The organism is Actinomycetota bacterium (genome assembly GCA_012837825.1).
Taxonomy (GTDB): domain Bacteria; phylum Actinomycetota; class Humimicrobiia; order Humimicrobiales; family Humimicrobiaceae; genus Humimicrobium.
Genome location: DUQM01000073.1, coordinates 1 through 25,531 on the forward strand (window position 1 = coordinate 1; position 25,531 = coordinate 25,531).

Consider the following 25,531-nt stretch of genomic DNA (forward strand, 5'->3'; position numbering starts at 1 on the left):
TAAACAAGTTTTAATTATAGTTATTAAATTAAATAAAAACAATAATAAATATTAAAATTTAAAGGACTTTAAATCTTATTTTTATCTTTCCGGCAGATTTTTTATATTTCAGACAGACAGTTCGGAATACTGCTCAAGCCTCTTTTTACAGATTTCTTTTTCTGCTTCAGTAAACAGTTTTTCATAATCTTTTTTCAGTACAAGATTTTCAACTGCAAGGTCAAGTCTTTTTTTGTCTGCAAAAACTTTTAAAGCTTCTGAATCTTCTTTAAAGTGTATTAATCTTTTAACAGCCTCATAACCGCCGATATCCTTAAGAACATAAGTGTTTAATTCTGAATAATATCCGGCTTCTTTTTTTTGCCTCTTATATAAATCATTCATTTCTTTATCAAATTTCTTAATTATTTTAAATAGTTCGGCATTTTCCATTTTTCCTCCAACAGGATTATATTTATAAAAAACATGTCAATTAAAAAATTCTAATTCAACTGCCATTATTTTTCAAACTGTATTTGTTAAACTGTCATCTACATTTTAAAAGTGAACTGTTTTTTTAAATTTTGAGAGCTGTGATATGATGTCTTTCATCATCTTTCCGGTTCATGTCTGTAAAAATTGCCTGAATTGCATTATTATTGCATTATTATTAACAAAAAATCCCTGGGGACTGTCATACAGTCTGAGGATTTATTAAAAAATATTTCTTTATGGAATCAAAAGATCTTGCAAAAAGAAGACTGTCGGTTTTTTCTCTGGCTGTTTCAATTTTTCTGGTAGCTATAAAAACCATAGTTGCCTATACTTCAAACAGCCTGGGAGTTTATTCTGAAGCTCTTAATAATATGCTTGATATTGTAACTGTTCTTATAACTTTCTTTGCAATAAGAATATCTACAAGACCGGCGGACAAGGATCATCCTTACGGACATGGAAAATATGAGAATTTCTCAGCTTTTCTCGAGACACTGATAATCATGCTTCTTTGTTTTTTTATAATATACAAATCCATAAGCCGGATTATAAACAGAGATTATGAACTGAATATCAACATTTATGTATTTGCGGTACTTATTTTCTCAATAATGCTTAATCTGATAAGAGTAATTTATATTGCCAAAATCGCTTCAAGATATAATTCCATAGCATTTAAAGCGGACCTTATCAATTATTCAGGGGATCTGATAAGCTCAGTGATAGTAATATTTAGCCTGGTATTTGTCCGTTACGGAATAAATATTGCCGATCCCATTGCCTCAATAATTGTTTCCCTGATAATACTTGTATTCAGCATAAGACTTTCAGTAAAAACAATCAGGGATCTCCTGGGTTATATACCTGTTGAAATTACTGAAAAAGTTGAAAAAGAACTGACCGATTTTAAGAAAATAAAAAAAGTAAACAATATCAAGATACAGGAAGTAGGCAATATCAAATTCATTAATCTTGATTTGTCCCTTAAAAGCAGTCTTCATCTTTCACAGGTAGAAACAATAAAAGAGCAGATAAAGCGCAGTCTTGCGGAGAAAATACCGGACTGCGAGGTAATGATTGAAACAAAATCTGATTTGCCTGAGGGAAGCATGGAAGAGGTAATAAAAGATATCGTTTTTAAAGAACCGAAAGTCAAAGACATCCATAATATATCGGTTAATAATTTTAAAGAAGGCTTTAATATTACTCTGCATATAGAACTTAAAAAAGACATAAAGCTGGCTGAAGCAGAAATTATAACAAGAAATATAGAAGATAAAATAAAAAATATTTCAGACAAATTAAATAATATCTATATACATATTGAGGTTGAAAACCATCCGGAAGAATGGACAGATATCACTAACAGGTCTGACTTTCTGATTAATGGTATAAAAAACAGCCTGACAGATTTTACCGATAAAGATTCATGCCACGATTTTGCAGTCCTGATTAAAGACGGGCGATATAATATTTCATTTCACTGTCGTTTTGATAAAAATATGGACATTACCAGCGTCCATAATCTGACTTCCGAAATGGAAAATCTGGTTAAAGCAAAATTTAAAGATATTGATGAGCTCACCATTCATGCAGAGCCTGATTAAAAAATTGTTTATTTCTCAATCGGATAGCCTTTTGCAGACCAATCCGTTATGCCGCCAAGCACATTATATATTTCTTTAAATCCTGCTTTTTTCAGGATTTCTGATGCCTTGGCGCTTCTTTTTCCTGATCTGCAATAAACTACAACCGGCAGCTCTTTTTCCAGCTCATCCAGCCTTTTTCCCAATTCAGAGACAGGTATAAGAACGGAGCCTGCAATATATCCTTCTGAATATTCCTCAGGAGTCCTTACATCAAGAATCTGGTATCCACCGTTTTTTATCATTTCATAAGCTTCATCAACAGTAATCCCTTTATAAATACCGACCGATTCTTTATCAACGCCGGCGCTTCCTGCTTCAGTCGCAGATTCTTTGTTATCAGCCGTTTTAAGACACCCCTGCAAAACAGTAATGCAGAACATAATTACTATAATTATTATAAATGCCGGTTTTAAAATATTTTTTTTAATCATCATAATATATTTATAAAAACTGATCTTTTTTGATTGATTTTAAGTTTTATTATCCAAATTAAAATAAGCTTTGATATTTTCAATTTCCTCATTGATCTTATTGTCTATATATTCTTTTTTTACACCAAACTCAATTACGTTTAGGATTGCATTTATCTTACTGAATTTTTTTCTTAAAAGATCTTTGACTTTCGGACTTTCATCACATTCAGTGATATTTATCTGAAGATAATCTTCACCATCTGTAGTTGCAATAAAATTTATATGGCCTATTTTCTCGCACCCGTTATCGCTGAGAAAGTTCGCTATGCCATTGATAAATTCAACTATTTTTTCGATGAATTCTTCCTTGGTAACAGGTTTCAATAGCGCAAATTTTATTCTTTTGTTTAGGATTACACTGCTAGGTTCTGACATTGAATTTTAAAATAACTTTTAAAATTATTTTTTGGTTAAATATATGATGATTGTTCTAAGATACTAATAACTTAATTCAAAATAAGCAAAAAAGCAATTTTTTATCAAAAAAGATTCAGAAACAACTTTTATAACCGTGTTTTACTCCTGTCAGTCGCCGGTATCAAAAAATGCTTCAGAGCTGATATCTTTGTGTAAAATGTATTTATATATTGCTTTGCCCAGGCCGGACTTATGATTCTCGTCAGTAACGGCATCGGCAATTTCAATTAACTCGGGATAGGAATTTTTCACTGCTATGCTGAATCCGGATTCTTTGAAAAGACTTATATCATTCTGGCTGTCCCCAAAGCTGATAACCTCATTCTTTGCAATCTTAAGCCTTTTTATAAGTTTTTTTAAAGCATCCCCCTTGGAAGCTTTAATATTCTGAATGTCAAAAAAATATTTGCCTGAACGAACCACAAGCAATCTGCTTCCGAATTTCTTCCTTATGTATGAATCCAGAGGATCTTCTGCTGTTATGGATAAAAAAATGCTTACTGAATGTTTTGCAAACTCGTCTTTTTTAATATTATCAGCTTTGCATAATGTTTCTCCTATTTCCATGACATTCTTCATCCCCGGAACAAACTTCTGATAATAAATATTGCCGTCAACAGTCGCAATCAGGGGTTCATAACCTCTGGCCCTTATCATGTCTATTATTTCGTGATAGAACTTTTCGGGAATTGTAACAGAATCGATTACTTTGCCGTCCGGAGTAATAGTTACAGCTCCTCCCAGAGTTATCTGGGGGAGCTGTAAATCAAATTCTTTTATCAGATCTGTCACTGAAGCAAAAGATTTTCCTGTTGCAATTACCACCTGAATGCCTGCTTTTATACATTCCTTAATGGCTCTTTTGTTTATTTCAGTTAGTTTCGACTGATGGTCAAGCAGAGTTCCGTCAACATCCGTAACTAATAATTTAAACATAATCAGAATAAGTCTTTAATTATTAATGTTTTATTATTAATATTTCAATCTCTTATACTTTGTGAATTGAAAGACCAAAGCAGTCTTCTGCTGCTTCCATTACAGCTTCTGAAAGTGTAGGATGAGCATGAACTGTTTCTGCAATCTGATCCACTGTAAGCTCACCACTCATTCCAAGCGCCACTTCATGTATAAGATCGGAAGCTCTAGGGCCTATCACTGTAGAGCCAAGTATTTCACCTGTTGAGGAATCAGTAAATATTTTAACGAATCCTTCATTATCCTGTATGGCTACAGCTTTTCCGCTGTTTTTAAATGGGAACATACCTGTACATACATCATATCCTTTTTCTACAGCCTGTTTTTTACTTAGCCCTACTGTTCCTATCTCAGGTATTGTAAAAATAGCCCATGGAATAACATTATATTTCATTTCTTTATTTTTATTCAGAACATTATCCACTGCTATAATACCTTCGGAAGAAGCAACATGAGCAAGCTGATAACCTCCTATTACATCGCCTATTGCAAAAATATTATCTATATTGGTTCTCAGATATTCATCTACTTTTATAAATCCTTTTGCATCTGTTGCAACTCCAGCTTCTGCAAGTCCAATATTGTCTGAATTTGGTTTTCTGCCCACAGATACCAAAATCTTGTCAACTGTAATAGTTTCACCATTGCTTAATTTACAGGTATATTTATTATTTTCCTTGCTTACGTTCCCAACTGTTATGCCTGTATGTATATTTATGCCTTTTTTGGTAAATATTTTGTTTATAAGCATTGAGACTTCTTCGTCTTCATTTAGAAGAATGCTCGGCATTAATTCAACTATTGTCACCTTTGTGCCAAGTGTTGCAAAAATACTCGAGAATTCACAACCAACTACTCCTCCCCCAACAACCAGCATGGACTCCGGAAGTTCTTTCAGGCTTAAAATGCCGACATTGTCAAGAATACCTTCATTATCAAGAATAAACGGAGGAACGCTTGATGCATGTGAGCCGGTTGCAATTATTATATTTTTTGCATTCACTTCAATCGTATTTCCGTCATTTCCTTTTACAATTATTTTATTTTTGGAAGCAAGTCTGCCTTCTCCTCTTATTATTTCAATCTGGTTCTTTTTAAAATTATATTCAAGGCCTGCCCTGTTCATATAAACTACTTTATCTTTTCTCTCCATAACTTTTGAGAAATCAACATCCGAACCGGCAATGTTTATCCCAAGTTCAGCTGACTTCCTTATAGCTTCAATTACATCAGAAGTATGTGCAAGTGCTTTTGTAGGGATACATCCCCAGTTAAGGCATACTCCGCCCAGATTCTCTTTTTCAATTACCGCAGCATTGATGCCGAGTTTCTTTGCTCTTATGGCCGCCACATATCCTCCCGGTCCGCCACCCAGGACTGCCAGGTCAAAATTTTTCTGTTCCATTTATTTCTCCCTTCAAAATAAAATATATAAAAAATACAACATTTTAAGGATTATTGCATTAAAAATTTACTTAATCCCCGTTTTTCTTTCTGAGGACTTCAATGATTTCTTTTATTACTTTTTTCGGTTCTCTAAAAAGTCTTTTTGGGAAAAAGGGCATCATATAAGCCATAGCTTCCTTGAAGTCTCTTGACATTCTGTGAGGCTTTGAAAGCACTCTTTCAATAAAATCCTCTGCAAACACCGCTCTCAAATGTCTTCTGTCAATCTCGAATTTCTTTCTGCATTTGTCGCACTGGATACTTTTAAGATATTCACCAATATAATTAACAACATGCTCTGTTTCTTCATTACAGTTTACACAGAATAAGGCTATTTTGGTTTCTTCATCTTTTTGCATAAAACAGTCCGATTTTCCTAATTAAAAATTTGATATTGAAAATATATCATATTAAAAGTTTAATTGAAAAAATATTAAATATCATTTTTTTATCTCTTATTAAATAAATCAACAAATTTTGATATAGTAAGTTTAAATTTTTTTTGCAATAAAATGAAAAAGCCGTTCCGGTATTTATATGGATTTCTTAATTAAAATAACACGTGTTTTTGTCAGCATCGGTCCTGTAGGTTTGATATCTGTTTTATTCTTATTTGCTGGTCTTATTGTTTCAAGAAACAAACTCATATTATTGAAGAATGTAGCTTTTACATATCTCGGCCTTTTTGCTTTTTCAATACTTATGTTTTTTTATATAATGTTTTTTAATCCTATTATCGGCACCATTATCTCCTCTTCTTCAAAAACTTTTCAGGTTATAGATACGGGATGGTTTATTGCACAAAAAGTCGATATTTATACTCCTTATACTATTTTCATTTTTCTGTTTCTTATTGGAATCAATGTGCTGATGCTTTTTTTGAGGCTGACAAGGACAATTAATCTTGATATATGGAATCTCTGGATATCCTTGTTTTCAGGGGTACTTGTGTATGAAATAACCGGAGTTTACTGGATGGGTTTTTTATTTTCAGGAGTTATTGCAACCGTTACTTTTGTAATAGCAGATATTTACGCACCATATCTTGAGAACTATTATGGCATAAGGGGTATATCCGTTCCCAATCCGCCTACAATTATATGGACTCCCATTCCAAATTTAATTAATTTTTTATTTAACAGGATCCCCTTTGTCAGAAAAATAAATATTTTTTATGAAGAAATCCAGTACAAGCTTGGCGTTGTCGGAGAACCTATGGTCATAGGATTTATACTCGGGATGATAATAGGAGCAGTCTCAAAATATAAGGAATTTTCTTATAATTTATGGCCCAGCATCCTATACAGCCTGTTTTCCGGCCTTTATCTGGCTGTTATTGCCGTTCTGATGCCCAGAGCCATATCTCTTCTTTATAGAGGAATAATTCCGATAATATATGATATGAAAACTTTTATTAACAGTAAGTTCACCAAAAGAGAAATATATATCGGGATAAACCCGATGATACTTGCCGGCAATTCTTCTGTTATAGGTCTTTCAGCAATAATGATTCCCCTTACAGTTTATATTGCAACAATACTGCCGGGAAATAAAATGCTGCCAAGTGCAGATCTTGTAATGATACCTCTTATTCTTATCTGGGCTATCAGCCTGTCACGGGGCGATATTTTTAGAAGTTTCATCTCGGCAATAATAATAATTCCCATAATACTCCTCATCTCTACAAATATGACAGGATTTATAACGGACTTTCTGACTGATGATTCGGGAAAGCAGATAGTGAAGGGGTTTAATAATTACTCAAGCATGGGTATGGGTTCAAACCTGATATACTGGGTGCTGATTCAGATAATGCAACCTATTTTCAAGCTCTTCTCTTAAAGATCCTTCTTGTAAGATCGATGTAAAGATTTTTACGAACACTTCCTGGCAATTCTTTAAAGTAAATATTGTTTCTTTCAAGAATTGTTCGCATTTTATTTTCATCTCCAAATATAAAGGTGCGGAGAGCTTTTGGTGATGTTCTTACCACCCATAAATCAAACTCATTGGCTATAAAAGGAAAAAAAGAATAAGACCTGACAATTCCTTTCCAATTGATTACTATATTTTCGACAAGACCGACAAAATTGATTTCAGGATTTCTCCTTATGAGATATTTTGCCTGCTTGATTATATCTATAGATACTTTCTTTTCCATTCTTCTGAGATTATAGGAAGACAAAGACATAAAAAGTCCGTATAAAACAATGAGCGGAATAAACCATATATAATATTTTGAAAAGAAATCAATTAGATATTTTCCTATTTTTCCTAAAAAAATTTCAATCCATATCCTCGACATAATTTATTCCGGTCAGAAAGTTTATTAATTAATCTTGCCATAATCCTTGGTTGCAACTGCAATTTCTATCAGATTTTCAAGCGGTGTGACAAGCGGAACTGCACACTCCGGTCCGATAATATCTACCCCGCTTTCGATTGCATCAAATACCTGTGCTCTTACATCTGACGGTCTTTTAAACAGCAGAGTGAGCGAATTATTTATGTTTCCTATCAGTTTGGTTCTTCCCCCGCAAATTTCAACTGCTTTTTCTGCCTCTACCTTTGATTCAAAATGAAAAAACGACACTCCTGTCTGGCAGATATAGTCAATTCTGTCAAGTGTGTCTCCGCATATATGCAATATTACCGGTACTTTTATCTCTTTTGAAAGCATTGAATGAATGGGGATAAGAAAATCTCTGTAAGCCATGGGACTGCAAAGATCTTTTGTTGCATGATCGGCAACAGTAATGAAATCCGCGCCTGCATCGATCTGCGCCTGTGCAAATATCAGAGTTATTTCGCTTAATTTTGAAAGCATGTCTTCAACTTCATTTGGACTAATTATTGTTTTTATAAGGAAATCTTCAACTCCAAAAAAATCATATGATAAAGTCCATGGCCCAAATACTTTTCCTATAATGGCAACATCGGGGTACTTTGATTTAAGCATACCGATGCAATCAAGGACTGCCCTGGCAGCATAATTATCAAGAAAATTTTTTTTAATTTCGATATCCTTATAGCTTTTCCAGAGTTTTCCTTTTATCTGCGGCATCATTTCAGGACAGCCCCAGTCAACTTCACAGCCATTTGCAAAAGCTTCTATAACAACTGAAAAAACAGGCATTATTGCATCATATCCGAGAACTTCGTAACTGGCTCTTGAAAGCTCAAACATTTTTTTTGCATCAAAATGAGCTTCGGGGAAAAAAGAGTCCATTATTTCCATCTGCACGACAGTAGCTGAGGAAACCGGATTAAAGACTGCTTTTCTTTCAGTTTTCTGATTTTTAAGGACAGCTGTTATTAAATCTTTGGGAGTCATTTTTCTTATCTCTCACCGGTTTTATATAATATATTCTCAGTTTCATCTATGAGCGGAATTAATGTTTTATCAAGGCTTTCTTCATCTTCATCAAGCTCTGTATTGAAATAAAACCAGTACTCAGTATGCTCCAGATATTCACCGGGCTCTATTACTTCCATGGATCCCAGTGTCTCAAGCTCAATTACATCTTCGTCAGTATAAACTTCTATATTGCTTCCCAGATCAGGATAAATTGCAAAAGGAAATCTGAAAAATCTCTTAACAAACAGGTCATCTTTGCAGGCTCCTGCAACCCAGCACTGCCTGCTCGATATTCCTATTTTCTGCCTGGAAGTAAAAGACGGATCCTGTTTCAACTGTATATATTTGTTCTGCCATTTAAATCTGGGGTCGGCCATTTTTGTATAAGCCCACAAATTAAGTGAATTTACAGGAAGAAGATTTACATCCCAGCTTTCGAATGGTTCATGGGGTATTATCGCTCTTGTATTTTCTGCCATCATGGTTATTGCCCACGGGGCTGCTTCAATCGCCCATATATTCTCATTTTTTATCCTGTGAACAATTTCTACAAAACTATTCTCTTCAAATAAAGTTATCTCCATCTCTTTTTTAATACCTGTGGTTTTTTCAGTTTGCTGGCTTAAGATTACGGTACTTCCATCTATTTTATAATCCACTTTGCTGTTATCAGGATAATAGCTTCTGGGTGATGATTCGGGAGCATGCCATAATCTGTGTCCTCCGTATGGCACCCACTCATCTCCACCTGTGCTACCGATTTGACTGTATTCCTTGAACATGTTTTTACCTTCACGAGCGCCAAAACTGATAATCCTTGGTCCTATGTCTGTGACAATAATGAGCTTTATTTTATTGTCCTGAACAAGAATACAGTCATTCCAGCCGCTATACTGATAATTTTTTCTGATTTCCATTTATATTCCTATTTTATTTGTTTGTTTATGATTTATTATAAAAAGTTTTTGCTATTTTAATATTTATTAATTCTCACTTATATTTTAAATAATGCTTTTACAAAAAATCAAATTATCAGAAATAACATTTTCAAGAATGATATTTAATATATTATGGCATAATAGGAAAGGGAGCAATATTAATATTTTATGTGTTGGCAGGAACCCTCTTTTATTTGATTAAGAACCGGTGAACCTTTAATTAGCTTGGAACCTGAAAAGTCTGCAACAAACCATATTTACATTTTTGAATAATAGCCTGTTAAGCTGCAAAGGTCTTTTGTTGCATGATCGGCAACAGGATAGATGCAGCTTTTTAACAAAAGACCAAGATTTTTTATAAGAAACGGTAGCAAATTATACATCCCCAAGAATGGTGGAGATGAGCGGGATCGAACCGCTGACCCCCTGCTTGCAAGGCAGGTGCTCTCCCAGCTGAGCTACACCCCCACGACTGACGGTATTGTAGAATAACACAATTTTTAAAAAAAATAAAGAAACATTATTTTATAAAAACAGATTATTTTATATGCTGCCTTAGATAGTCATCTATCTCATTATGGCCACTTAAAATCCTGATTTCTATCTTCATTTCCACTTTTTCACCGGGATTTATTGTTCTTACTCTGCCGGCTTCCTTTTCTTTGCTTATGCCCGAGACAAATGCGTTTCCGGGTTCAAGTCCAAGCACATATTCTCCCGGATTAAAATTCTTCCATTCAATAAGATAAGGAAGATTTTCTTTGCTGAATTTAAGCCCGACACCCAGACCATTCCCCATGTCGAGATTTCTGTTCACAAGGGCTGCATAACAGAATCCGTCGCTGTCAGTTTTTATATCATGTGCAAAAACTTCAGGTCCAAAATCGTTTACCGGATTGATGAAGCTATTAAACACTTTTAAGTTTTTCTCCGCATCCTCATTTAAGGGGATTGTTTCTCCTTTGCCCACATATAGCTCCGCTTTATCATCAAGCAGCGGCCATCCGAAATTCATATGATATAAAACCATAAGAGGTGAAGGCAAGAAACCAAAATTTTCTATAGAATCTTCAATACTTACTAATGATTCAAATGAAAATAGCCTGATGCATCTGCTTAGTTCAAGTTTCTCTGCAAGCGCCTTTACCTGCCGTACCTTCCCGCTTATTTCCATTATATACTCATCATTTTCCCAATAAGCTTTTGAAGAAATATTCTGTGCTGCAACATTTGCAATTCTTCCATGCAGTCCGAACTCTTCTGAGCCGATTGTGGCAGGATCGCCAAAATAAGTAAGTCCGCATGTGGTCAGCAGTCCGCCAAAAAAAGATCTCAGCCATTCATCCTTTCCGGGTTCGTAAAAAGAAGGAGCGGTCTCACCTGTGCATGAACGCCATACAAGAGGTATGCCTTTGTATGAAAAAGCTGAAATATCCATCGCCCTGTCTAAAATCACAGTCATGTCTATCCCGGCATTTATACTTTTCATGCCGGCTGCCCTGACTCCTTTTGACATCCCGTCAGAAAACTCAAAAAACCTTAATCCGCCAAGCTGTGTAATATCACCGGTTCTTTTTTTTATTTCTTCCCTGCTGAAATCATTTCCAAAAATTTTCATTTCACTTGCTCCTTGGTAACAGAAAATGATAAATAATAAACTTAGAACTTTAAAAACTCTTAAAAAAGAGTTTTTAAATGATTTCTCCCCTGGTGTTTATTTTAATGGCTGCAAACGGGATGATCTTTCCTGATCTTTTTATAGCCTCCTGCACAACAGATATAAGGCTGAAACAGCATAGCACTTCCATATAGACAACTGTTATGGACTTTATATTATTGTTGCTAACTATATCACTTATGCGCTGCAGATAAAACTGCACATCATCAAATTTCGGGCAGCCTGCAAGCAGTACTTTCCTTTTTAAGAATTTCTCATGAAAATCAGGATGCGTAAAAGGTACACAATCAGCAGCAATAAGAATACTTGAATTCTGTAAAAAAGGTGTATTCGGAGGTACAAGTTTTATCTTTATAGGCCAGTTTTTTAGTTGTGTTTTTTTCATTATTTCATCTTCAGGCTTTTCGCTTAAAGGCGTTTTCCATATGCCCGGTTTTACTTTGTGTGTTTTTTCTTTCCCGCCAAAATCTGATGTCCGGGAACCCGGACATATTCCCGAAGAGGTGCGTCCGGTATTTTCATCCTTTTCTGAATCTTTGCCATCAGTTATCCGGATAGCGCCTTCGGGGCAATCAGGAGTACAATTGCCGTACCCGTTGCAAAGTTCTTCATTGATATTAATTGCTTTTCTTTTAATCATGCGGTTCTTCCTTATATTAATAATATGGATTTTGAATTTATATTGATTTTTATATCAGATATCATATCGTCTTGATTTGTCTGATTGAATAAGAATGATTACCGGTATCTGTCCTGTCATTTCAGGCAGATCTTGACAGTGGTGGGCGTATCTGGACTCGAACCAGAGGCCTCGTCCTTATCAGGGACGCGCTCTAACCATCTGAGCTATACGCCCAAAGCAAAAAAATCTGCAAGCGATAAAATATCAATATTAAAGGCATTTGTCAATCAGATTGTAGCGGCTTGGAAGCTTTATTATCAGCAACAGTATCCCTATCTTTAAATCTTAATTCAATACCTCCGCTTATTTTCAGGATAATATTAAAAATCCAGGCAAAAAAAGTGACTATTGCTGCAAAAACAACTGAAAACAACAGTCCCACAAGAATGAAGATAATTATTCCCATAACTCCTGCTGCACCGGAAAAGAGATTTATATTTGTCATGTTGATGCCAAAGGACTGCATGGTTGCCGTAATCCCGGTATTTTCAAAACCCGTTCCCGGAATCTCCAGCCCCATCCAGGACAAAAGAAAAAATACCGCAAATATTACAACTCCCAGTGCAAAAAAAATCAGATAAGCAATTATGACGAATTTAAAAACAGACCACTCGCTGATACTGCTTATTATTCTTCTGCTGATATTTGTTTTAGCCATAACATCCCCCTGTTTTATTAAAAAATAGACTTACTGAAATTGGAAAGATATCCTCTAACAGTAAGTCTATTAAAAATATAAAGAAGAACAGACAATAGACAATAGAAGAAAATTTATTCTTTATAAAATTTATTCATCAGACCTCTCAGGAAAGGAATATAATATCTCTCACCATTAAATGCTTTTACAAGTGCTATTATTGCGAAAACCCAGCAGACACCTGTAGCAAGATAGCCAAGCCATGAGAATAATAACGGTCCGATGTATGGAATAAAGCCAAGAATGACAGATATTACAATTATGCAGGCTACTTCCAGGATTCCGATAATCAAAGCCTGGAGCGCATGGAACTTGACGAATTTATTTTCTTTTTCAAGAAGATAAATTATGAGACCTCCCAGCCAGCTGAAAATGTAAGCTAACAGACATGCAATTTTTGGCTCAAGACCAGTCGAACTTTTTTTATTGATATCTGCATCTATTACTTTTTGATCTGTCATATTTCCCTCCTGTAAATAATGTTGGTGGTGTTTTTAAAAAATATTTATTGAATGCAATGGTTCAATTATATTATTTAATTAGCTCAATTAAAACAATACCATTAAAAAAAGATAAAGCAACTGCTTCTGTCAGGATTCTTCAGGAGCTGTAAATGCAGTCGATGCTACTTTATCTCCCTGCTCAAGATTCATTATCTTTACTCCCTGGCTTGCTCTCCCGAATCTGGATATGGATTTTGCAGGCGTTCTTATGACTATTCCGTTCTGAGACATGATTATCACATCATAATCTTCTCTCAGGATTCCCGCTCCTGCGATTTTCCCTTTCTTTTCGGTAACGATTATGGCTCTTACACCTTTTCCGCCTCTGCGGATCCTGGTGAATTCCGTTACAACAGTCCTTTTTCCGAAGCCATTATCAGTAAGTATGAAAAGATCGCTGTTTAAATCCCTGGCAACTACCATGGAAAGGACTTCATCCCTTTTTTCCAGCTTCATCCCTATCACGCCCTGAGTTGTTCTTCCCATTGGCCTGCAGTCCTTTTCCGAAAATCTGATTCCCTGTCCGTTTTTGGTAATCAGTATTATATCATCTTTGCCGCTTGTTCTTTCAACTCCTATAAGTTCGTCCTTTTCCCTCAGAATGATTGCAGCTATGCCGTCTTTTCTTGAAGACCTGTATTCATAAAGTGATGTCTTTTTCACATATCCTTTTTTGGTAGCCATTATTATATATTCATCTTTGCTGAATTCTTTTACAGCAATTACAGCTCTTACGCTTTCGCCCTGCCTGAATGGGAGTATGTTTACTATGGCCTTCCCTTTAGAAATTTTGCTGCCCTCAGGTATTTCGTGAACCTTGAGTTTATATACCTTTCCGAAATTGGAGAAGAACATTATAAAATTATGTGTCGAGGATATGAAAAGATGCTCTACAAAATCCTCTTCCTTAAGATTCATTCCCGTTACTCCTCTGCCGCCTCTGTTCTGCTTTCTGTAAGTAGTGACAGGAAGTCTTTTTATATATCCGCTGTGAGTAATGGAAATAACATTTTCCTCTTCCGCAATAAGATCTTCTATATCCCAGTCAGCGCTCTGGGTTGTTATTTCTGTTCTTCTTTCATCAGAATATTTCTTCCTTATTTCTTTTAATTCGTCTTTTATTATTCCGTATATAAGCTTGTCGTCGCCCAGGATTTTCTTCAGATACTGGATTTTATCCATAAGTTCCTTATATTCAGCTTTGACTTTTTCTCTTTCAAGTGCGGTAAGCCTTTGAAGCCTCATCTCAAGAATGGCCTGGGCCTGGGTATCGGTAAGACTAAATTTCTCTATAAGTCCTGCTTTTGCAGCAGGAACATCTTTGGAAGCCCTGATAAGTTTGATAACTTCATCAAGATTGTCTATTGCAATCAGAAGCCCCTCAAGTATATGTGCCCTTTCCTCAGCTTTCTTAAGTTCAAATTTTGTTCTTCTTACGACTACATCATATCTATGCTTTACATACTCATTAATTATTTCCTTAAGATTAAGCGTCCTTGGAACATTATTAACAAGCGCAAGAAGAATAATTCCGAAAGTATTTTCAAGCTGAGTGTGCTTGAACAATTGATTTGCAACAATATTGGGATCAGCTTCTCTTTTTACATCAACCACTATACGCATACCGCTTCTGTCGGATTCATCCCTTAAGTCGCTTATTCCGTCTATCTTTTTTTCCTTGACAGCATTCGCAATTCGTTCAACAAGGCTTGATTTATTAACCTGGTATGGTATTTCACTGATAATTACCTGCTGCTTGCCTTTTTTTGTCTGTTCTATATGAACTCTTCCCCTGACAGTGACAATTCCTCTTCCTGTGTTGTAAGCATCCACAATGCCTTTCATCCCCATAATTTTTCCGCCTGTCGGGAAATCCGGTCCTTTAATATAATTCATAAGGTCATTTATGCTGATTTCATTATTGTCAATATAGGCAATAACTCCGTCAATTACCTCACCCAGATTATGAGGCGGTATATTGGTTGCCATTCCGACTGCTATCCCGCTGGAGCCGTTTACAAGAAGATTGGGTATCTTTGCAGGCAGTATAATGGGTTCTTTAAGCGAACCGTCAAAATTGTCCATAAAACCTACTGTTTCTTTTTCAAGATCCGTAAGCATTTCTTCAGCAAACTCTGTCAGTCTTGCTTCTGTATATCTCATGGCTGCAGCACTGTCACCGTCAACTGAACCAAAATTTCCATGTCCTTCTACAAGCGGGTATCTGAATGAAAAGTCCTGTGCCATCCTAACCATCGAATCATATACGGCTGTATCACCATGAGGATGATACTTTCCAAGAACTTCACCAACTATTCTTGCACTTTTTTTAAACGGAGTATTATGCTTCATGCCCATGTCAAGCATTGCATAAAGAATCCTTCTGTGAACAGGTTTTAATCCGTCTTTTACATCAGGAAGCGCACGGCCGACAATTACACTCATGGCATAGCTCAGATAGCTGTCCTGCATTTCTGCTTCTATGCCTATATTCTTTATTTTTCCTCTTATCTCATAAACCATGTGGTTGCCCTTTTATAATTAATTTTAAACATCAATAAATGAAACTCCTTTTGCATTCTTCTCTATAAATTCTCTTCTCGGTTCTACTTTGTCCCCCATAAGAGTTGAGAAAATATCGTCCGCTATCAGAAGGTCTTCGATTTCAACCTTGAGAAGAGTTCTTTTTTCCGGATCCATTGTAGTATCCCATAACTGTTCAGCATCCATTTCTCCAAGACCTTTATATCTCTGAATGACATATTTTTTGTTTTTTATACTGTCAAGTATCTTCCTGAGTTCCTCGTCTGAATATGCATAATGAACATCTTTGGATTCTTTTACCTGATAAAGCGGTGGCTGCGCTATATAAACATAGCCTTCTTCAACAAGTTTTGGCATATATCTGAAAAGAAAAGTAAGTATGAGAGTCCTTATATGGGCTCCGTCAACATCCGCATCAGTCATGATTATGATTTTCCCGTATCTTGCATTTTTAACATCAAATTCATCACCTATCCCCGTGCCCATTGCTGTTATTATTGCAAGAATTTCAGCGCTTGAAAGGATTTTGTGAAGCCTTGCCTTTTCAACATTTAAAATCTTGCCTCTCAGCGGAAGTATAGCCTGGAATCTTCTGTCACGAGCCTGCTTTGCACTGCCGCCCGCAGAGTCTCCCTCAACAAGATAAAGTTCACAGAATTCAGGTTCACTCATTGAGCAGTCAGCGAGCTTGCCCGGGAGAGAGCCTGATTCAAGCATGGATTTTCTTCTGGTAAGGTCTCTTGCTTTTTTCGCTGCGCTTCTTGCATGGGAAGCATCAATACATTTTGCTACAATAGCTCTTGCCGCATCGGGATTTTCCTCAAAGAACTCTGCAAGTTTTGAATTTACAGTCGATTCCACAAATCCTTTTATTTCACTGTTGCCCAGTTTGGTCTTTGTCTGTCCTTCAAACTGCGGCTCTTTGAGCCTGACGCTGATAATAGCTGTAAGGCCCTCCCTTACATCTTCTCCCTGCAGATTCTCGTCCTTTTCTTTTAAAAGACCGGCGCTTCTCGCATAATCATTGACTGTTCTTGTAATCGCTCCCCTGAAGCCGCTGAGATGTGTTCCGCCTTCAGTGGTATTGATATTGTTTGCAAATGAAAAAATCGATTCAGAATAACCACCCGTATACTGCATTGCAATTTCTACCTCATGATTGGTTTCCTGATTATGCATATATATGATTTTCTTGTGAATGATATCTTTCTTTTCGCAAAGATATTTTATAAAATCAATGACTCCGCCTTCATATCTGTATGTTTCCCTTAACTCCGGCTCCTGTCTTTTATCAACAAAAGTAATTTCCAGTCCTTTGTTAAGGAATGCCATTTCTTTAAAACGAGTTGAGAGGATTTCACTCTTATAGTCTATTTCCTCAAAAATCTCCTTATCGGGCCAGAAAGTAACAAGCGTTCCGCTATGAGTCGTTTTCTCTCCTCTTACAAGATCTGTTACCGGATTGCCTTTTTCGAATGTCTGCCGGAAGACATATCCATCTCTTCTTATCTCAACAATAAATTTTTCAGAAAGCGCATTTACTACTGATATGCCTACTCCGTGCAGGCCTCCGGAAACTTTATATCCCTCTCCTCCGAATTTGCCTCCTGCGTGAAGCTTGGTAAGGACAATCTCTACAGCCGGTCTGTTGTATCTGTCCATTTTATTAACAGGAATACCTCTTCCGTTATCTATTTCAGTAATAGAGCCATCTTTATTTATAACAACAAATATTTTGTCACAAAAACCTGCCATTGCTTCATCAATGCTGTTGTCAACAGCTTCATAAATCATGTGATGAAGCCCTCTGGTTCCTGTTGAGCCGATATACATGCCTGGTCTTCTTCTGACAGCAGCTAACCCCTCAAGAACCGTGATATCTTTGGCATCATAAGTCGAATCTGTCAAAACAATTCACCCGCCTTTTTACAAAATAAAAAGGTAACAAGCCTGGCTGCCCGCAAAAAGTATTAAACTTATTACCCCGATAAAAAATAACTTGATTTTACTCAAATTCAAATAATTAAAATATAATTAATTAATCTTAATTATATCAGACTTGAGCACAAATTTCACTTAATTTGAATTAAGTTTTAAAAAAAGTTTATATAAATAAAAAATTATGATATCAGAAAACCAATAAGAATTCTTTATTTTAAATCCGGCCTGATTCTAAGTTCCAGGACTACCTCATCATTAAGAAAAGCATTTATTTTGCTTATTATCTCCTGAGACATCATACCCAATTCTGTTGACCAGATATGATTAGATGTGGATATATATAAAACATTGTTGCGAAGCATTTTCGGTTTTGCATGCAGGGAAATATCTCTGCCTACTATAGCCGGCCAGTAATTGAATATTTTATGGCTGTTGATTTTTTTTGCAATATTTTTGTTCTGTATATATGCTTTAAGCACATCAGCAATACTATCAGGTTCAGACATCATTCTTCAGCACCTTCCATGCTTGCAAGCAACGAAAAGCCGCGGCACAGCGGCGTACAGTTTCCGCATCTTGCACATCCTTCCATATCAAGCAGTTCACCTATGGCAAACTTTTTGGTATTCAGTTTATTCTTAACTTTTTGCATTTCCCAGCTCCTTTAAAGATTTTTTATTTTCATCCTCTTTACCATACTGTTTATTAATTTAGTTTTATAACAACCTGAATTCATTATTTTCAATAATATACTTCTCACATTTACCGAGTTTTATATCCTTTATATATTCATAGTTGGCAGCAGTTATAAATGTCTGAAAATCATTCCCTATAAGTTCTAACAGCAGTGATTTTCTTTCAATATCAAGCTCGGACAAAACATCATCAAGCAAAAGAATCGGTTTTTTATCAATATTATTTTTAAGTACCTCAAGCTCTGCAAGTCTGAGACAGATAGAAGATATCCTCTGCTGTCCCTGTGAACCGAAATATCTTATATCTTTCCCATTAAGCGTTATGACTATGTCATCTCTGTGCGGACCTATTGAAGTATTTTTTGTAATTATATCCTTTTTCATCTTTAAAATAAGATTACTCAGAAAAACATCGTAGATATGCCCGTCATCAGCTTTTTCAAAATCATCCGGTCCGGATTCTCTGTCGCTGATGTATCCGCTTTCTGAGGCATTGTCTTGTTCGGCGCTGCCGTTTTCCCCGGCAGAATCTGTTCCTGCCCAGCTGAAAACATAAAAAATATCAAAGCTGATTCCGCTGAAAAAATAGCCCATGTATTTTAAAAAATTATCTTTTAAAATTTTCAGAAGTCTCAGTCTTTCGGAAATTATCCTCGTTCCTTTTTCCACAAGGCTTTCGTTCCATGCATCCATTGTCTCTTTACGCCCATAATTATAAGAACCTGCGTCCATTCCTTTTAAAAGACTATTCCTCTGGGCAAGTATTTTCTGGTATTTAAGCTTGAAATTATAAAAGTCCGGAGATAATTTGCTTAATATATCATCCAAAAATTCCCTTCTGAAGACCGGTGATGACTTTATTATCCTGAGATCATCAGGCGAGAATATGACAACAGGCATTTTTTTATAAACCGTCTGCCGGTTCTTTAAAAAAATCTTATTGAATCTCATTTTGATTTTTCCGCCAGGTTCTATCTGATGTTCTACAAGATTTTCTTTTCCTTCAATATCCATGACTGATCTTATTACTGAATAGGGGCTTCCCCACTTGATGAGATCTCCGCAGGGTATGATCTTGTGCGACTTGCCGTTTGCAATAAAATAAACGGATTCCAGAAGATTTGTTTTGCCGGCACCGTTTTTGCCCAGAAGCAGAATAAGATGACTGGAGAATGCAAGTCTGATAGCAGGATAATTACGGTAGTTAATGAGTTCAAGAGTCTTTATAAACATTTATCCAAAAATAAAATATTAAATTTATGATATCTCATCATAACGGCTGTTCGATAATAATATCGCCGGTTTTATATTTATTATTAAAAAATCTTTCAAAAGTCCGACATTTAATCTTAAGCAGAAAAAATATATTCTCGTGTCTGTCAAAAAGTCCTTCAAAATTTCCCTGACCCTTGGAGATTATCAGATCGGATGAAAAATAATTTTTCCTGAATTCTTCAGAGCTGTACGGAAGATATGCTGCCGGTATTGAAGCTCCTGTAGTTATTACATTTACAGTACTGCGCATACCCGTATTTTCTGCATCCTCAATGGTTGAATCGTTAAGAGCCGGGCCTCCTCTTACCACATATGTTATTTTACTAATTTTGTCATACAGTAAATTATCCCTTAAATATTCGATAAATATCCTGTCCAGCACTATTTCCCCGCAGTTATCCCCAATAAATAATATTTTTTCCGCTTTTATTATCTCATCATATAATCTCTTTATTGCTGATTTGTCTATTTCCTGACTGAAAGCTGTTTTTAGGACATTTTTAATAATCTTTTGGCTTATTATATGATTTCCCTGCTGCATCACATCAATGCTGTTTCCGGCAATGGATATTCTCAAGGCAGCTTCAAACGGAAACAAAGACTCTTTAATAATTTTCTTTAATTCGGGCTCAGCTTCAAGAAAAATCCTGTTAATTTCTTCCCGGAAACCTTTATACGGATCTAAGCCTGAACCAATTTTCTCGATTATCCTGTTTGAATCAATATACATTTTGAAAATATTATCGTAGCTTCTGTATTTTGAAGTAATGCCCAGAGTATAATCCAGAACTTCTGAAATGACTTTTTCGTCATCAGTAAACATTCTGGCAGAATTAATAAAATGCCTTATCTGGCAGGGGATGCAATCCAGGGGAATCTTCATAATCTGATACTTCCAATCCTTTTACATGGTTATAATACAGATCTGGCCATCCGGTTATCTGTCAGGAACAACCGGAGCAGCTTGAGCAGGAACCCGAACAGCTTTTCCCCGGTGAATAACTTCCGGTGCCTCCACCGTTTCCGGGCTGGCATTTGCACTGGATCGGTGCAAAAACTCTTGTTAAATCCAGGCTGCCGCATTTCAGGCAGCTAAGCTTTTCAGTATCTTCACTGCTGATATAATATTCATTTATTTCATTGCAATCATTGCATTTATAGTCTACAAATCTCATTAAACTCCCTCTTAAGATAATATGTTTTTTACTTATCCGTGCAGACACAGAAATTTTTTAAAGCAAAACCGATGTTTATAGTTTAACACAAAAACATATAATAATTTTATATCTTTTTCAATATTGATGATGTTTTCTGTCATCTACATTTTAAAAGTGAGCTGTTTTTTAAATTTATGATTTAAAAGTGAACTGTTGCTTGAGCTATAATTTAAGTCTAAAAGGAAAGGTCTCTAAATTATGGCAAAGCAGCTTCACAAAAAGTTTTCTGATCAGTCTGCCGGATAATATTTCAGCCTGATCAATTGATTTTTAAAGTTATTATGTTATATTTTTAAAAACATATGATTTTTTGAAATTTTAATGACTTGACTTTGATTTCCAAGGGAATCCAGTGAAAATCTGGAGTGGTACTGGTGATGTGAACGAAAAGTATATATAATCCCCTGATAACACAATTTCCAGGCCGAATCAGAATGTGATAAGGGGCCTTAAGATGCTGTCAAAAGCAATACATCCTGAAATTTTCGGGGAGTTTGAAATTATACAATAAGTCAGTCAACATTCAGCTTTTTTCTGCGAATGATTGATAATAGCTACCCTATCCCTCCGGGGATAGGGTCAATTTTTGTCAGACTGAGTAAGGATTATGTATTCTCAGCCATTTTCTGAGGCTTGATACATTATTGTCCGTAATGGCTTTGATACCTATATTCGTTTCAAAAATCGATAATGAGTCATCTCCGGCAGTAGTGACAAAAATATATTTCCCCAGAACAAAAAGACCTGCGGGCCTGCCGAGAAAATTGGGACTGCCTGCCCCGTTAAGAGAAGCTGCAAGTTTTGGCTGTGAAGGATTGCCGATATCAAAAACAGCAAGAGAATTGCTTTCCTGGCTGATTACAAATACAAAATTTTCCCTTACAAAAACTGCCTGAGGCATTTTGAGATAATTGTCGATACTGCTGCTTGTTATGGAATATTCTGTCTTGATATTGCTCTTGTCTTTCGTATTTATCACAGCCAGTGTGTTATCTTTTGAGGAAGCAACATAACCTATATTGTCCTTAATAAAAATACTTTTTGCGCCACCAAGATAACCGGGTTTGCCTGCTCCCTCTACAAAACCGGATAATACGGGGTTGGCCGGATTTCTGACATCATAACAGGCAATAGCATTATCTTTCTCACTGGCTACAAAAGCATGTCCTTCGGTTACATATATTCCGCTTGCACCGCCAAGATAACTGCCAGCACCTGCTCCCTGCACAACACCGAGCATCCTGGGATTTTGGGGACTGCTTACATCAATTATTGAAAGTGAATTATCTGCAGAAGAAACTACATAAGCCCGATTATCTTTGATAAATACATCTCTTGCGCCGCCAAGATAATTAGGAGCTCCGGAACCGGATATTACTGCCACTACCTCAGGATTTTTTGTATCATTACAGTCAATTACGACAAATGAATTATCTTTGCTGCATGCTGCAAAACAGAAATGACTGACTACAAAAAGTTTTGAAATGCCGCCAAGATAATTAGGAGTGCCCATTCCTTTTATGCTTGATTCAAATACCGGGTTTTTTGGATCTGAGACATTTATGATTGTCATGGAATTGTCAGCCATTGCTGCGATATAGGCATAATTTCCGCTCACAAAAACATCATTTGCCCCGTTGAGGTAAGTATCAGCACCTGTAGAAACAATATTTGAAACAGGATTTAAGAATCCTTTTCCGCCGGATTCCGCATAAATGTCAAAGGCAAATACAGACAGAAATAAAATAAAAACAAATACAGCTATAAAAATATTGTAGAATAATTTAAAAGAAAAACTTTTATCAGCTTTTAAATTCATATTTGTCTTTATTTATAAAATAATGATAATTATAACATTAAAATAAAAAAATATTTTAGGAGTTTTATGGAAAATTATAAGTTTAATGAAAAGCAGATAAATAAAAAATATTTTGATGACAGATGGGTCAGATTTGCTTTCGGTCTTCAGGGTCATATCAAATCAGAGGACCTTAATCTGGGAATAGTTGAGTTTGATAAAAATATCAGATCACTTACTCACGCTCATGAAGTGGACGAAGCACTGTATGTGCTGGGCGGAAAAGGACAAATAGATGTTGATGGCAAATTAATTGATGTGAAAAAAGGAGATTTCCTTTTTGTTCCAAAACTGGCAGAGCATACGATAATAACAGGTGACAGATTCAGATTGAGAATATTTTTTGTATTTGCAGGAAAAATCCATATAGACTATTAATAATTTTTGAGTTTATTTTTTCCATGGAAGTCCTTAAAATACCTAAATCCGTAATTTTGCTTTTAAAATAAAATTAAGGAGGATTTTTTGTCAGAAAAAGATTTGAATTTTGATGATTATGAACCCTCTGATATTGCAAAAAAAGTTGAGTCTGCCGGCAGGGAAAAAGCCGAACTGGGTTTTCTTTCTTTGTTTCTGCTTTCAATCATGGCAGGAGCTTTTGTAGCTATTGCAGGAGAGTTTTATACTATAGTGATCTTTGATTCCCCCTTAAGCGTCGGGTTTACAAAGCTTATCGGCGGAATCTGTTTTTCAATCGGCTTGATCCTTGTAGTAATTGCAGGTGCTGAGCTTTTTACAGGCAATACAATGATGATAATGGCATTCGTATCCCGCGTGATAACCTGGAAACAGCTGCTTAAAAACTGGTCAGTAAACTATGTCGGCAATTTTATCGGCTCTCTCAGCGTTGTATTGCTGATGTTTCTTACAAATCAATGGAAAACAAAAGAATTCATGCTGGGAGCCAAAGCGGTACAGATCGCCGCTGCAAAAACAAATCTGGGTTTTACCGAAGCTTTTATAAGTGCGATACTGTGCAATGCGCTTGTATGCCTTGCTGTCTGGATGTGCTTTAGTGCAAGATCCGTGATAAGCAAGATTGCAGCAATTATATTCCCCATCACCGTATTTGTCGCATCCGGATTTGAGCATAGTATTGCAAATATGTTTTTAATTCCCATGGGCATAGTGCTTAAAAACAATACGGATGTTCTGGCTGCCTTAAGCAGAATGGCTCCTGATCTTGATATTTCCAGATTAAATATAGGCGGGTTTTTCGGCAATCTTCTGCCCGTTACCATAGGAAATATGGTTGGCGGTTCGGTTATGGTCGGGCTTATATACTGGATAGTAATAATTCTTCCCCGGAAAAGGAAAGACCGGGCTTCCGGAAAACAGGATTAAAAAAATATTTTCTGTTCTGTTATTTTTTAAATGATTGCTTTACTGCTGTTTTGATTTTTTTCTGCGTTTTAGCCATACGATTCTTTCAGTTATGAGCAGGACGACAAGAAATGCCCAGGTTATCTGGGTCAGAGTTCTTGAAATAATATCTATTGTGGTTGAACCGTAATAAAGAGTAACTTTGTTCTGTGCGGGTATTACCATCATAAATGAAGGAGATATTACAAAGGGCCCTTCAGCTCCGATTGCTTTCCAGTTTGGGAAATAGGAAATTTTAATTATATGCGGTACACCTATAGCTGTCGTTTCAAATGTTATTTTTTCATTTTCAATTTTTTCCTTTATAACTTCTCCCTCATAATCCGGAATATGTCTGGCAGGATTATTGGACTGCACGAAAGTTATCTCCTCAAACCGATTCAATTCTTCTTCCCCCTGATCCCATAAAATGAAAATCCTGTCCGGGTCACCAGAATTAAACCAGGGGAGTATGGAATCATACCATTTGCCTGTCCTGATTCTGTAAGGTTCGTATTTTAAAACCTCGACATAACTGTTTGTAGTATTTATTTCATAAAAATTAAAAACATCAAAATTTGCAAGGAAATGGACATCAGGGTTTTTATCAAGCTGTTTTTTTACTTCATCGGAACTTGCTATCATATATCTTATATTCATCATTTTTAAGTTATTAACACCTGCAGCCACGTTCAGTGAAGGCTGATCCAGTCCCGGGATGGCATTGCTTGGCTTTTTTGAAAGTAATGCCTGGTTTGAAAAATGAAAGACAGAAGTAAATGCTCCCTCCACAAGAAGTCCTTCCATGGTTGCGCTTTCTGTCCAGAATGGTATAAGCTCGAATGCCCGTGTAGTGCCAAGCTTGTTAAGATTATCATGATCCTGTTCAACCATCCATCTCCCCGGCGGCTTTGATTTTATATAATCCATCATCTCCATATAGGTTCCCCAGTGCGGCTTTGTCTCATATCCGGTATAGTTGTAGGCAGCCCATCCTGCAGCCTTCGGCTGAGTGGCAATAACAGAAGCAAAAACCAGGAAAGCAAGCAGCGGAACAAAAACAAGAGCAGTTATCTTTTTTGCAACTGCTTTCTTCCCGGAAAGCCATGACATTAAAAATCCAAAAAGAAGATATATCATGTAGCATGCAAGGAAGAAAGCATTGATGTATATAAAAGGCAGCAGCCTTGCATTCCATATTCTTCCGCCGCTTGGAATAAAGAAAGCAAAATTTAAAAGAAGATATGAAATTGAAAAAACAATAAGCCTTTTGTCATCTCTTCTGGTTATTATTATTATATAAAAAATAATTCCTATCACTGCCAATACCACTACTGCAATAATCTCAA

At 36.0% G+C, this 25,531-nt stretch carries 26 protein-coding genes and 2 tRNA genes; 4 read left to right on the forward strand and 24 right to left on the reverse strand.

Annotated features, from left to right (window positions below; genetic code table 11):
* Positions 1-108: 108 nt before the first annotated feature.
* Entirely contained in the window at positions 109-432 is a 324-nt protein-coding gene (locus GXZ93_05615; GenBank protein ID HHT79256.1) for a hypothetical protein, read from the reverse strand.
* Between the two features lie 278 nt (positions 433-710).
* Here GXZ93_05615 and GXZ93_05620 point away from each other — a divergent pair, with 278 nt between their 5' ends.
* Entirely contained in the window at positions 711-2,081 is a 1,371-nt protein-coding gene (locus tag GXZ93_05620) for a cation-efflux pump (GenBank protein HHT79257.1), read from the forward strand.
* A gap of 8 nt (positions 2,082-2,089) precedes the next feature.
* Here GXZ93_05620 and GXZ93_05625 read toward each other — a convergent pair whose 3' ends face one another.
* The 5 genes from GXZ93_05625 to GXZ93_05645 form a co-directional block, all read right to left on the reverse strand.
* Complete coding sequence (locus GXZ93_05625; GenBank protein HHT79258.1) at positions 2,090-2,557, reverse strand: rhodanese-like domain-containing protein; 468 nt, start codon at positions 2,555-2,557, stop codon at positions 2,090-2,092.
* A 36-nt stretch (positions 2,558-2,593) separates the two neighbouring features.
* On the reverse strand, positions 2,594-2,971 hold the full coding sequence (locus tag GXZ93_05630) for a hypothetical protein (GenBank protein ID HHT79259.1): 378 nt from the start codon (positions 2,969-2,971) through the stop codon (positions 2,594-2,596).
* Positions 2,972-3,121: 150 nt separating this feature from the next.
* Complete coding sequence (locus GXZ93_05635; GenBank protein HHT79260.1) at positions 3,122-3,949, reverse strand: HAD family hydrolase; 828 nt, start codon at positions 3,947-3,949, stop codon at positions 3,122-3,124.
* Positions 3,950-4,001: 52 nt separating this feature from the next.
* Positions 4,002-5,393, reverse strand: a complete 1,392-nt coding sequence (gene lpdA / locus GXZ93_05640; GenBank protein HHT79261.1) for a dihydrolipoyl dehydrogenase — start codon at positions 5,391-5,393, stop codon at positions 4,002-4,004.
* Positions 5,394-5,463: 70 nt separating this feature from the next.
* Positions 5,464-5,793, reverse strand: coding sequence for a bh protein (locus GXZ93_05645; protein HHT79262.1), 330 nt, complete (start codon positions 5,791-5,793; stop codon positions 5,464-5,466).
* Positions 5,794-5,971: 178 nt separating this feature from the next.
* Between GXZ93_05645 and GXZ93_05650 the strand changes: the two genes are divergently transcribed.
* Entirely contained in the window at positions 5,972-7,276 is a 1,305-nt protein-coding gene (locus GXZ93_05650) for a hypothetical protein (protein ID HHT79263.1), read from the forward strand.
* On the opposite strand, the gene GXZ93_05655 is transcribed toward GXZ93_05650, so the two are convergent.
* The 17 genes from GXZ93_05655 to GXZ93_05735 all read right to left on the reverse strand — a co-directional run bounded on the left by GXZ93_05655 (position 7,260) and on the right by GXZ93_05735 (position 22,781).
* Positions 7,260-7,739 (reverse strand): hypothetical protein, encoded by a 480-nt coding sequence (locus tag GXZ93_05655; GenBank protein ID HHT79264.1) that lies wholly within the window; start codon positions 7,737-7,739, stop codon positions 7,260-7,262. The genes GXZ93_05650 and GXZ93_05655 overlap by 17 nt on opposite strands.
* A gap of 24 nt (positions 7,740-7,763) precedes the next feature.
* Positions 7,764-8,768 (reverse strand): MtaA/CmuA family methyltransferase, encoded by a 1,005-nt coding sequence (locus tag GXZ93_05660; protein HHT79265.1) that lies wholly within the window; start codon positions 8,766-8,768, stop codon positions 7,764-7,766.
* Between the two features lie 5 nt (positions 8,769-8,773).
* Positions 8,774-9,709, reverse strand: a complete 936-nt coding sequence (locus GXZ93_05665) for a hypothetical protein (GenBank protein HHT79266.1) — start codon at positions 9,707-9,709, stop codon at positions 8,774-8,776.
* A 413-nt stretch (positions 9,710-10,122) separates the two neighbouring features.
* Positions 10,123-10,198 (reverse strand) — tRNA-Ala (locus GXZ93_05670).
* A 70-nt stretch (positions 10,199-10,268) separates the two neighbouring features.
* Entirely contained in the window at positions 10,269-11,348 is a 1,080-nt protein-coding gene (locus GXZ93_05675) for an aldose 1-epimerase family protein (GenBank protein HHT79267.1), read from the reverse strand.
* 73 nt (positions 11,349-11,421) lie between these two features.
* Positions 11,422-12,048, reverse strand: coding sequence for a hypothetical protein (locus GXZ93_05680; GenBank protein ID HHT79268.1), 627 nt, complete (start codon positions 12,046-12,048; stop codon positions 11,422-11,424).
* Between the two features lie 139 nt (positions 12,049-12,187).
* Positions 12,188-12,264 (reverse strand) — tRNA-Ile (locus GXZ93_05685).
* A gap of 49 nt (positions 12,265-12,313) precedes the next feature.
* Positions 12,314-12,748 (reverse strand): hypothetical protein, encoded by a 435-nt coding sequence (locus GXZ93_05690; protein HHT79269.1) that lies wholly within the window; start codon positions 12,746-12,748, stop codon positions 12,314-12,316.
* A 113-nt stretch (positions 12,749-12,861) separates the two neighbouring features.
* The gene (locus GXZ93_05695) at positions 12,862-13,248 is read right to left on the reverse strand and encodes a DUF4870 domain-containing protein (GenBank protein ID HHT79270.1); all 387 of its coding nucleotides are present in this window, start codon (positions 13,246-13,248) and stop codon (positions 12,862-12,864) included.
* A 129-nt stretch (positions 13,249-13,377) separates the two neighbouring features.
* Positions 13,378-15,813 (reverse strand): DNA gyrase subunit A, encoded by a 2,436-nt coding sequence (gene gyrA / locus GXZ93_05700; GenBank protein HHT79271.1) that lies wholly within the window; start codon positions 15,811-15,813, stop codon positions 13,378-13,380.
* 24 nt (positions 15,814-15,837) lie between these two features.
* Complete coding sequence (gyrB, locus tag GXZ93_05705; GenBank protein ID HHT79272.1) at positions 15,838-17,742, reverse strand: DNA topoisomerase (ATP-hydrolyzing) subunit B; 1,905 nt, start codon at positions 17,740-17,742, stop codon at positions 15,838-15,840.
* A gap of 242 nt (positions 17,743-17,984) precedes the next feature.
* Entirely contained in the window at positions 17,985-18,284 is a 300-nt protein-coding gene (locus tag GXZ93_05710) for a DUF721 domain-containing protein (protein HHT79273.1), read from the reverse strand.
* Positions 18,281-18,427 carry a hypothetical protein gene (locus tag GXZ93_05715; GenBank protein ID HHT79274.1) on the reverse strand — a complete coding sequence of 49 codons (147 nt, stop codon included), beginning with the start codon at positions 18,425-18,427 and terminating at the stop codon, positions 18,281-18,283. The genes GXZ93_05710 and GXZ93_05715 overlap by 4 nt, the downstream gene beginning before the upstream one ends.
* A gap of 64 nt (positions 18,428-18,491) precedes the next feature.
* Entirely contained in the window at positions 18,492-19,703 is a 1,212-nt protein-coding gene (locus GXZ93_05720) for a DNA replication/repair protein RecF (protein ID HHT79275.1), read from the reverse strand.
* Positions 19,704-19,740: 37 nt separating this feature from the next.
* A complete protein-coding gene (locus GXZ93_05725; GenBank protein ID HHT79276.1) occupies positions 19,741-20,628 on the reverse strand; it encodes a DUF89 family protein in 888 nt (295 codons plus the stop codon).
* Positions 20,629-20,689: 61 nt separating this feature from the next.
* Complete coding sequence (locus GXZ93_05730) at positions 20,690-20,920, reverse strand: hypothetical protein (GenBank protein HHT79277.1); 231 nt, start codon at positions 20,918-20,920, stop codon at positions 20,690-20,692.
* A 631-nt stretch (positions 20,921-21,551) separates the two neighbouring features.
* Positions 21,552-22,781, reverse strand: coding sequence for a hypothetical protein (locus GXZ93_05735; GenBank protein ID HHT79278.1), 1,230 nt, complete (start codon positions 22,779-22,781; stop codon positions 21,552-21,554).
* A 66-nt stretch (positions 22,782-22,847) separates the two neighbouring features.
* On the opposite strand from GXZ93_05735, the gene GXZ93_05740 reads away from it, so the two are divergent.
* Together GXZ93_05740 and GXZ93_05745 are read left to right on the forward strand one after the other, a co-directional pair.
* The gene (locus GXZ93_05740) at positions 22,848-23,198 is read left to right on the forward strand and encodes a cupin domain-containing protein (protein ID HHT79279.1); all 351 of its coding nucleotides are present in this window, start codon (positions 22,848-22,850) and stop codon (positions 23,196-23,198) included.
* Between the two features lie 72 nt (positions 23,199-23,270).
* Positions 23,271-24,164 carry a formate/nitrite transporter family protein gene (locus GXZ93_05745; GenBank protein HHT79280.1) on the forward strand — a complete coding sequence of 298 codons (894 nt, stop codon included), beginning with the start codon at positions 23,271-23,273 and terminating at the stop codon, positions 24,162-24,164.
* 39 nt (positions 24,165-24,203) lie between these two features.
* Here the strand turns inward: GXZ93_05745 and GXZ93_05750 are convergent, their stop codons facing one another.
* Positions 24,204-25,508 (reverse strand): hypothetical protein, encoded by a 1,305-nt coding sequence (locus GXZ93_05750; GenBank protein ID HHT79281.1) that lies wholly within the window; start codon positions 25,506-25,508, stop codon positions 24,204-24,206.
* Between the last annotated feature and the right edge of the window lie 23 nt (positions 25,509-25,531).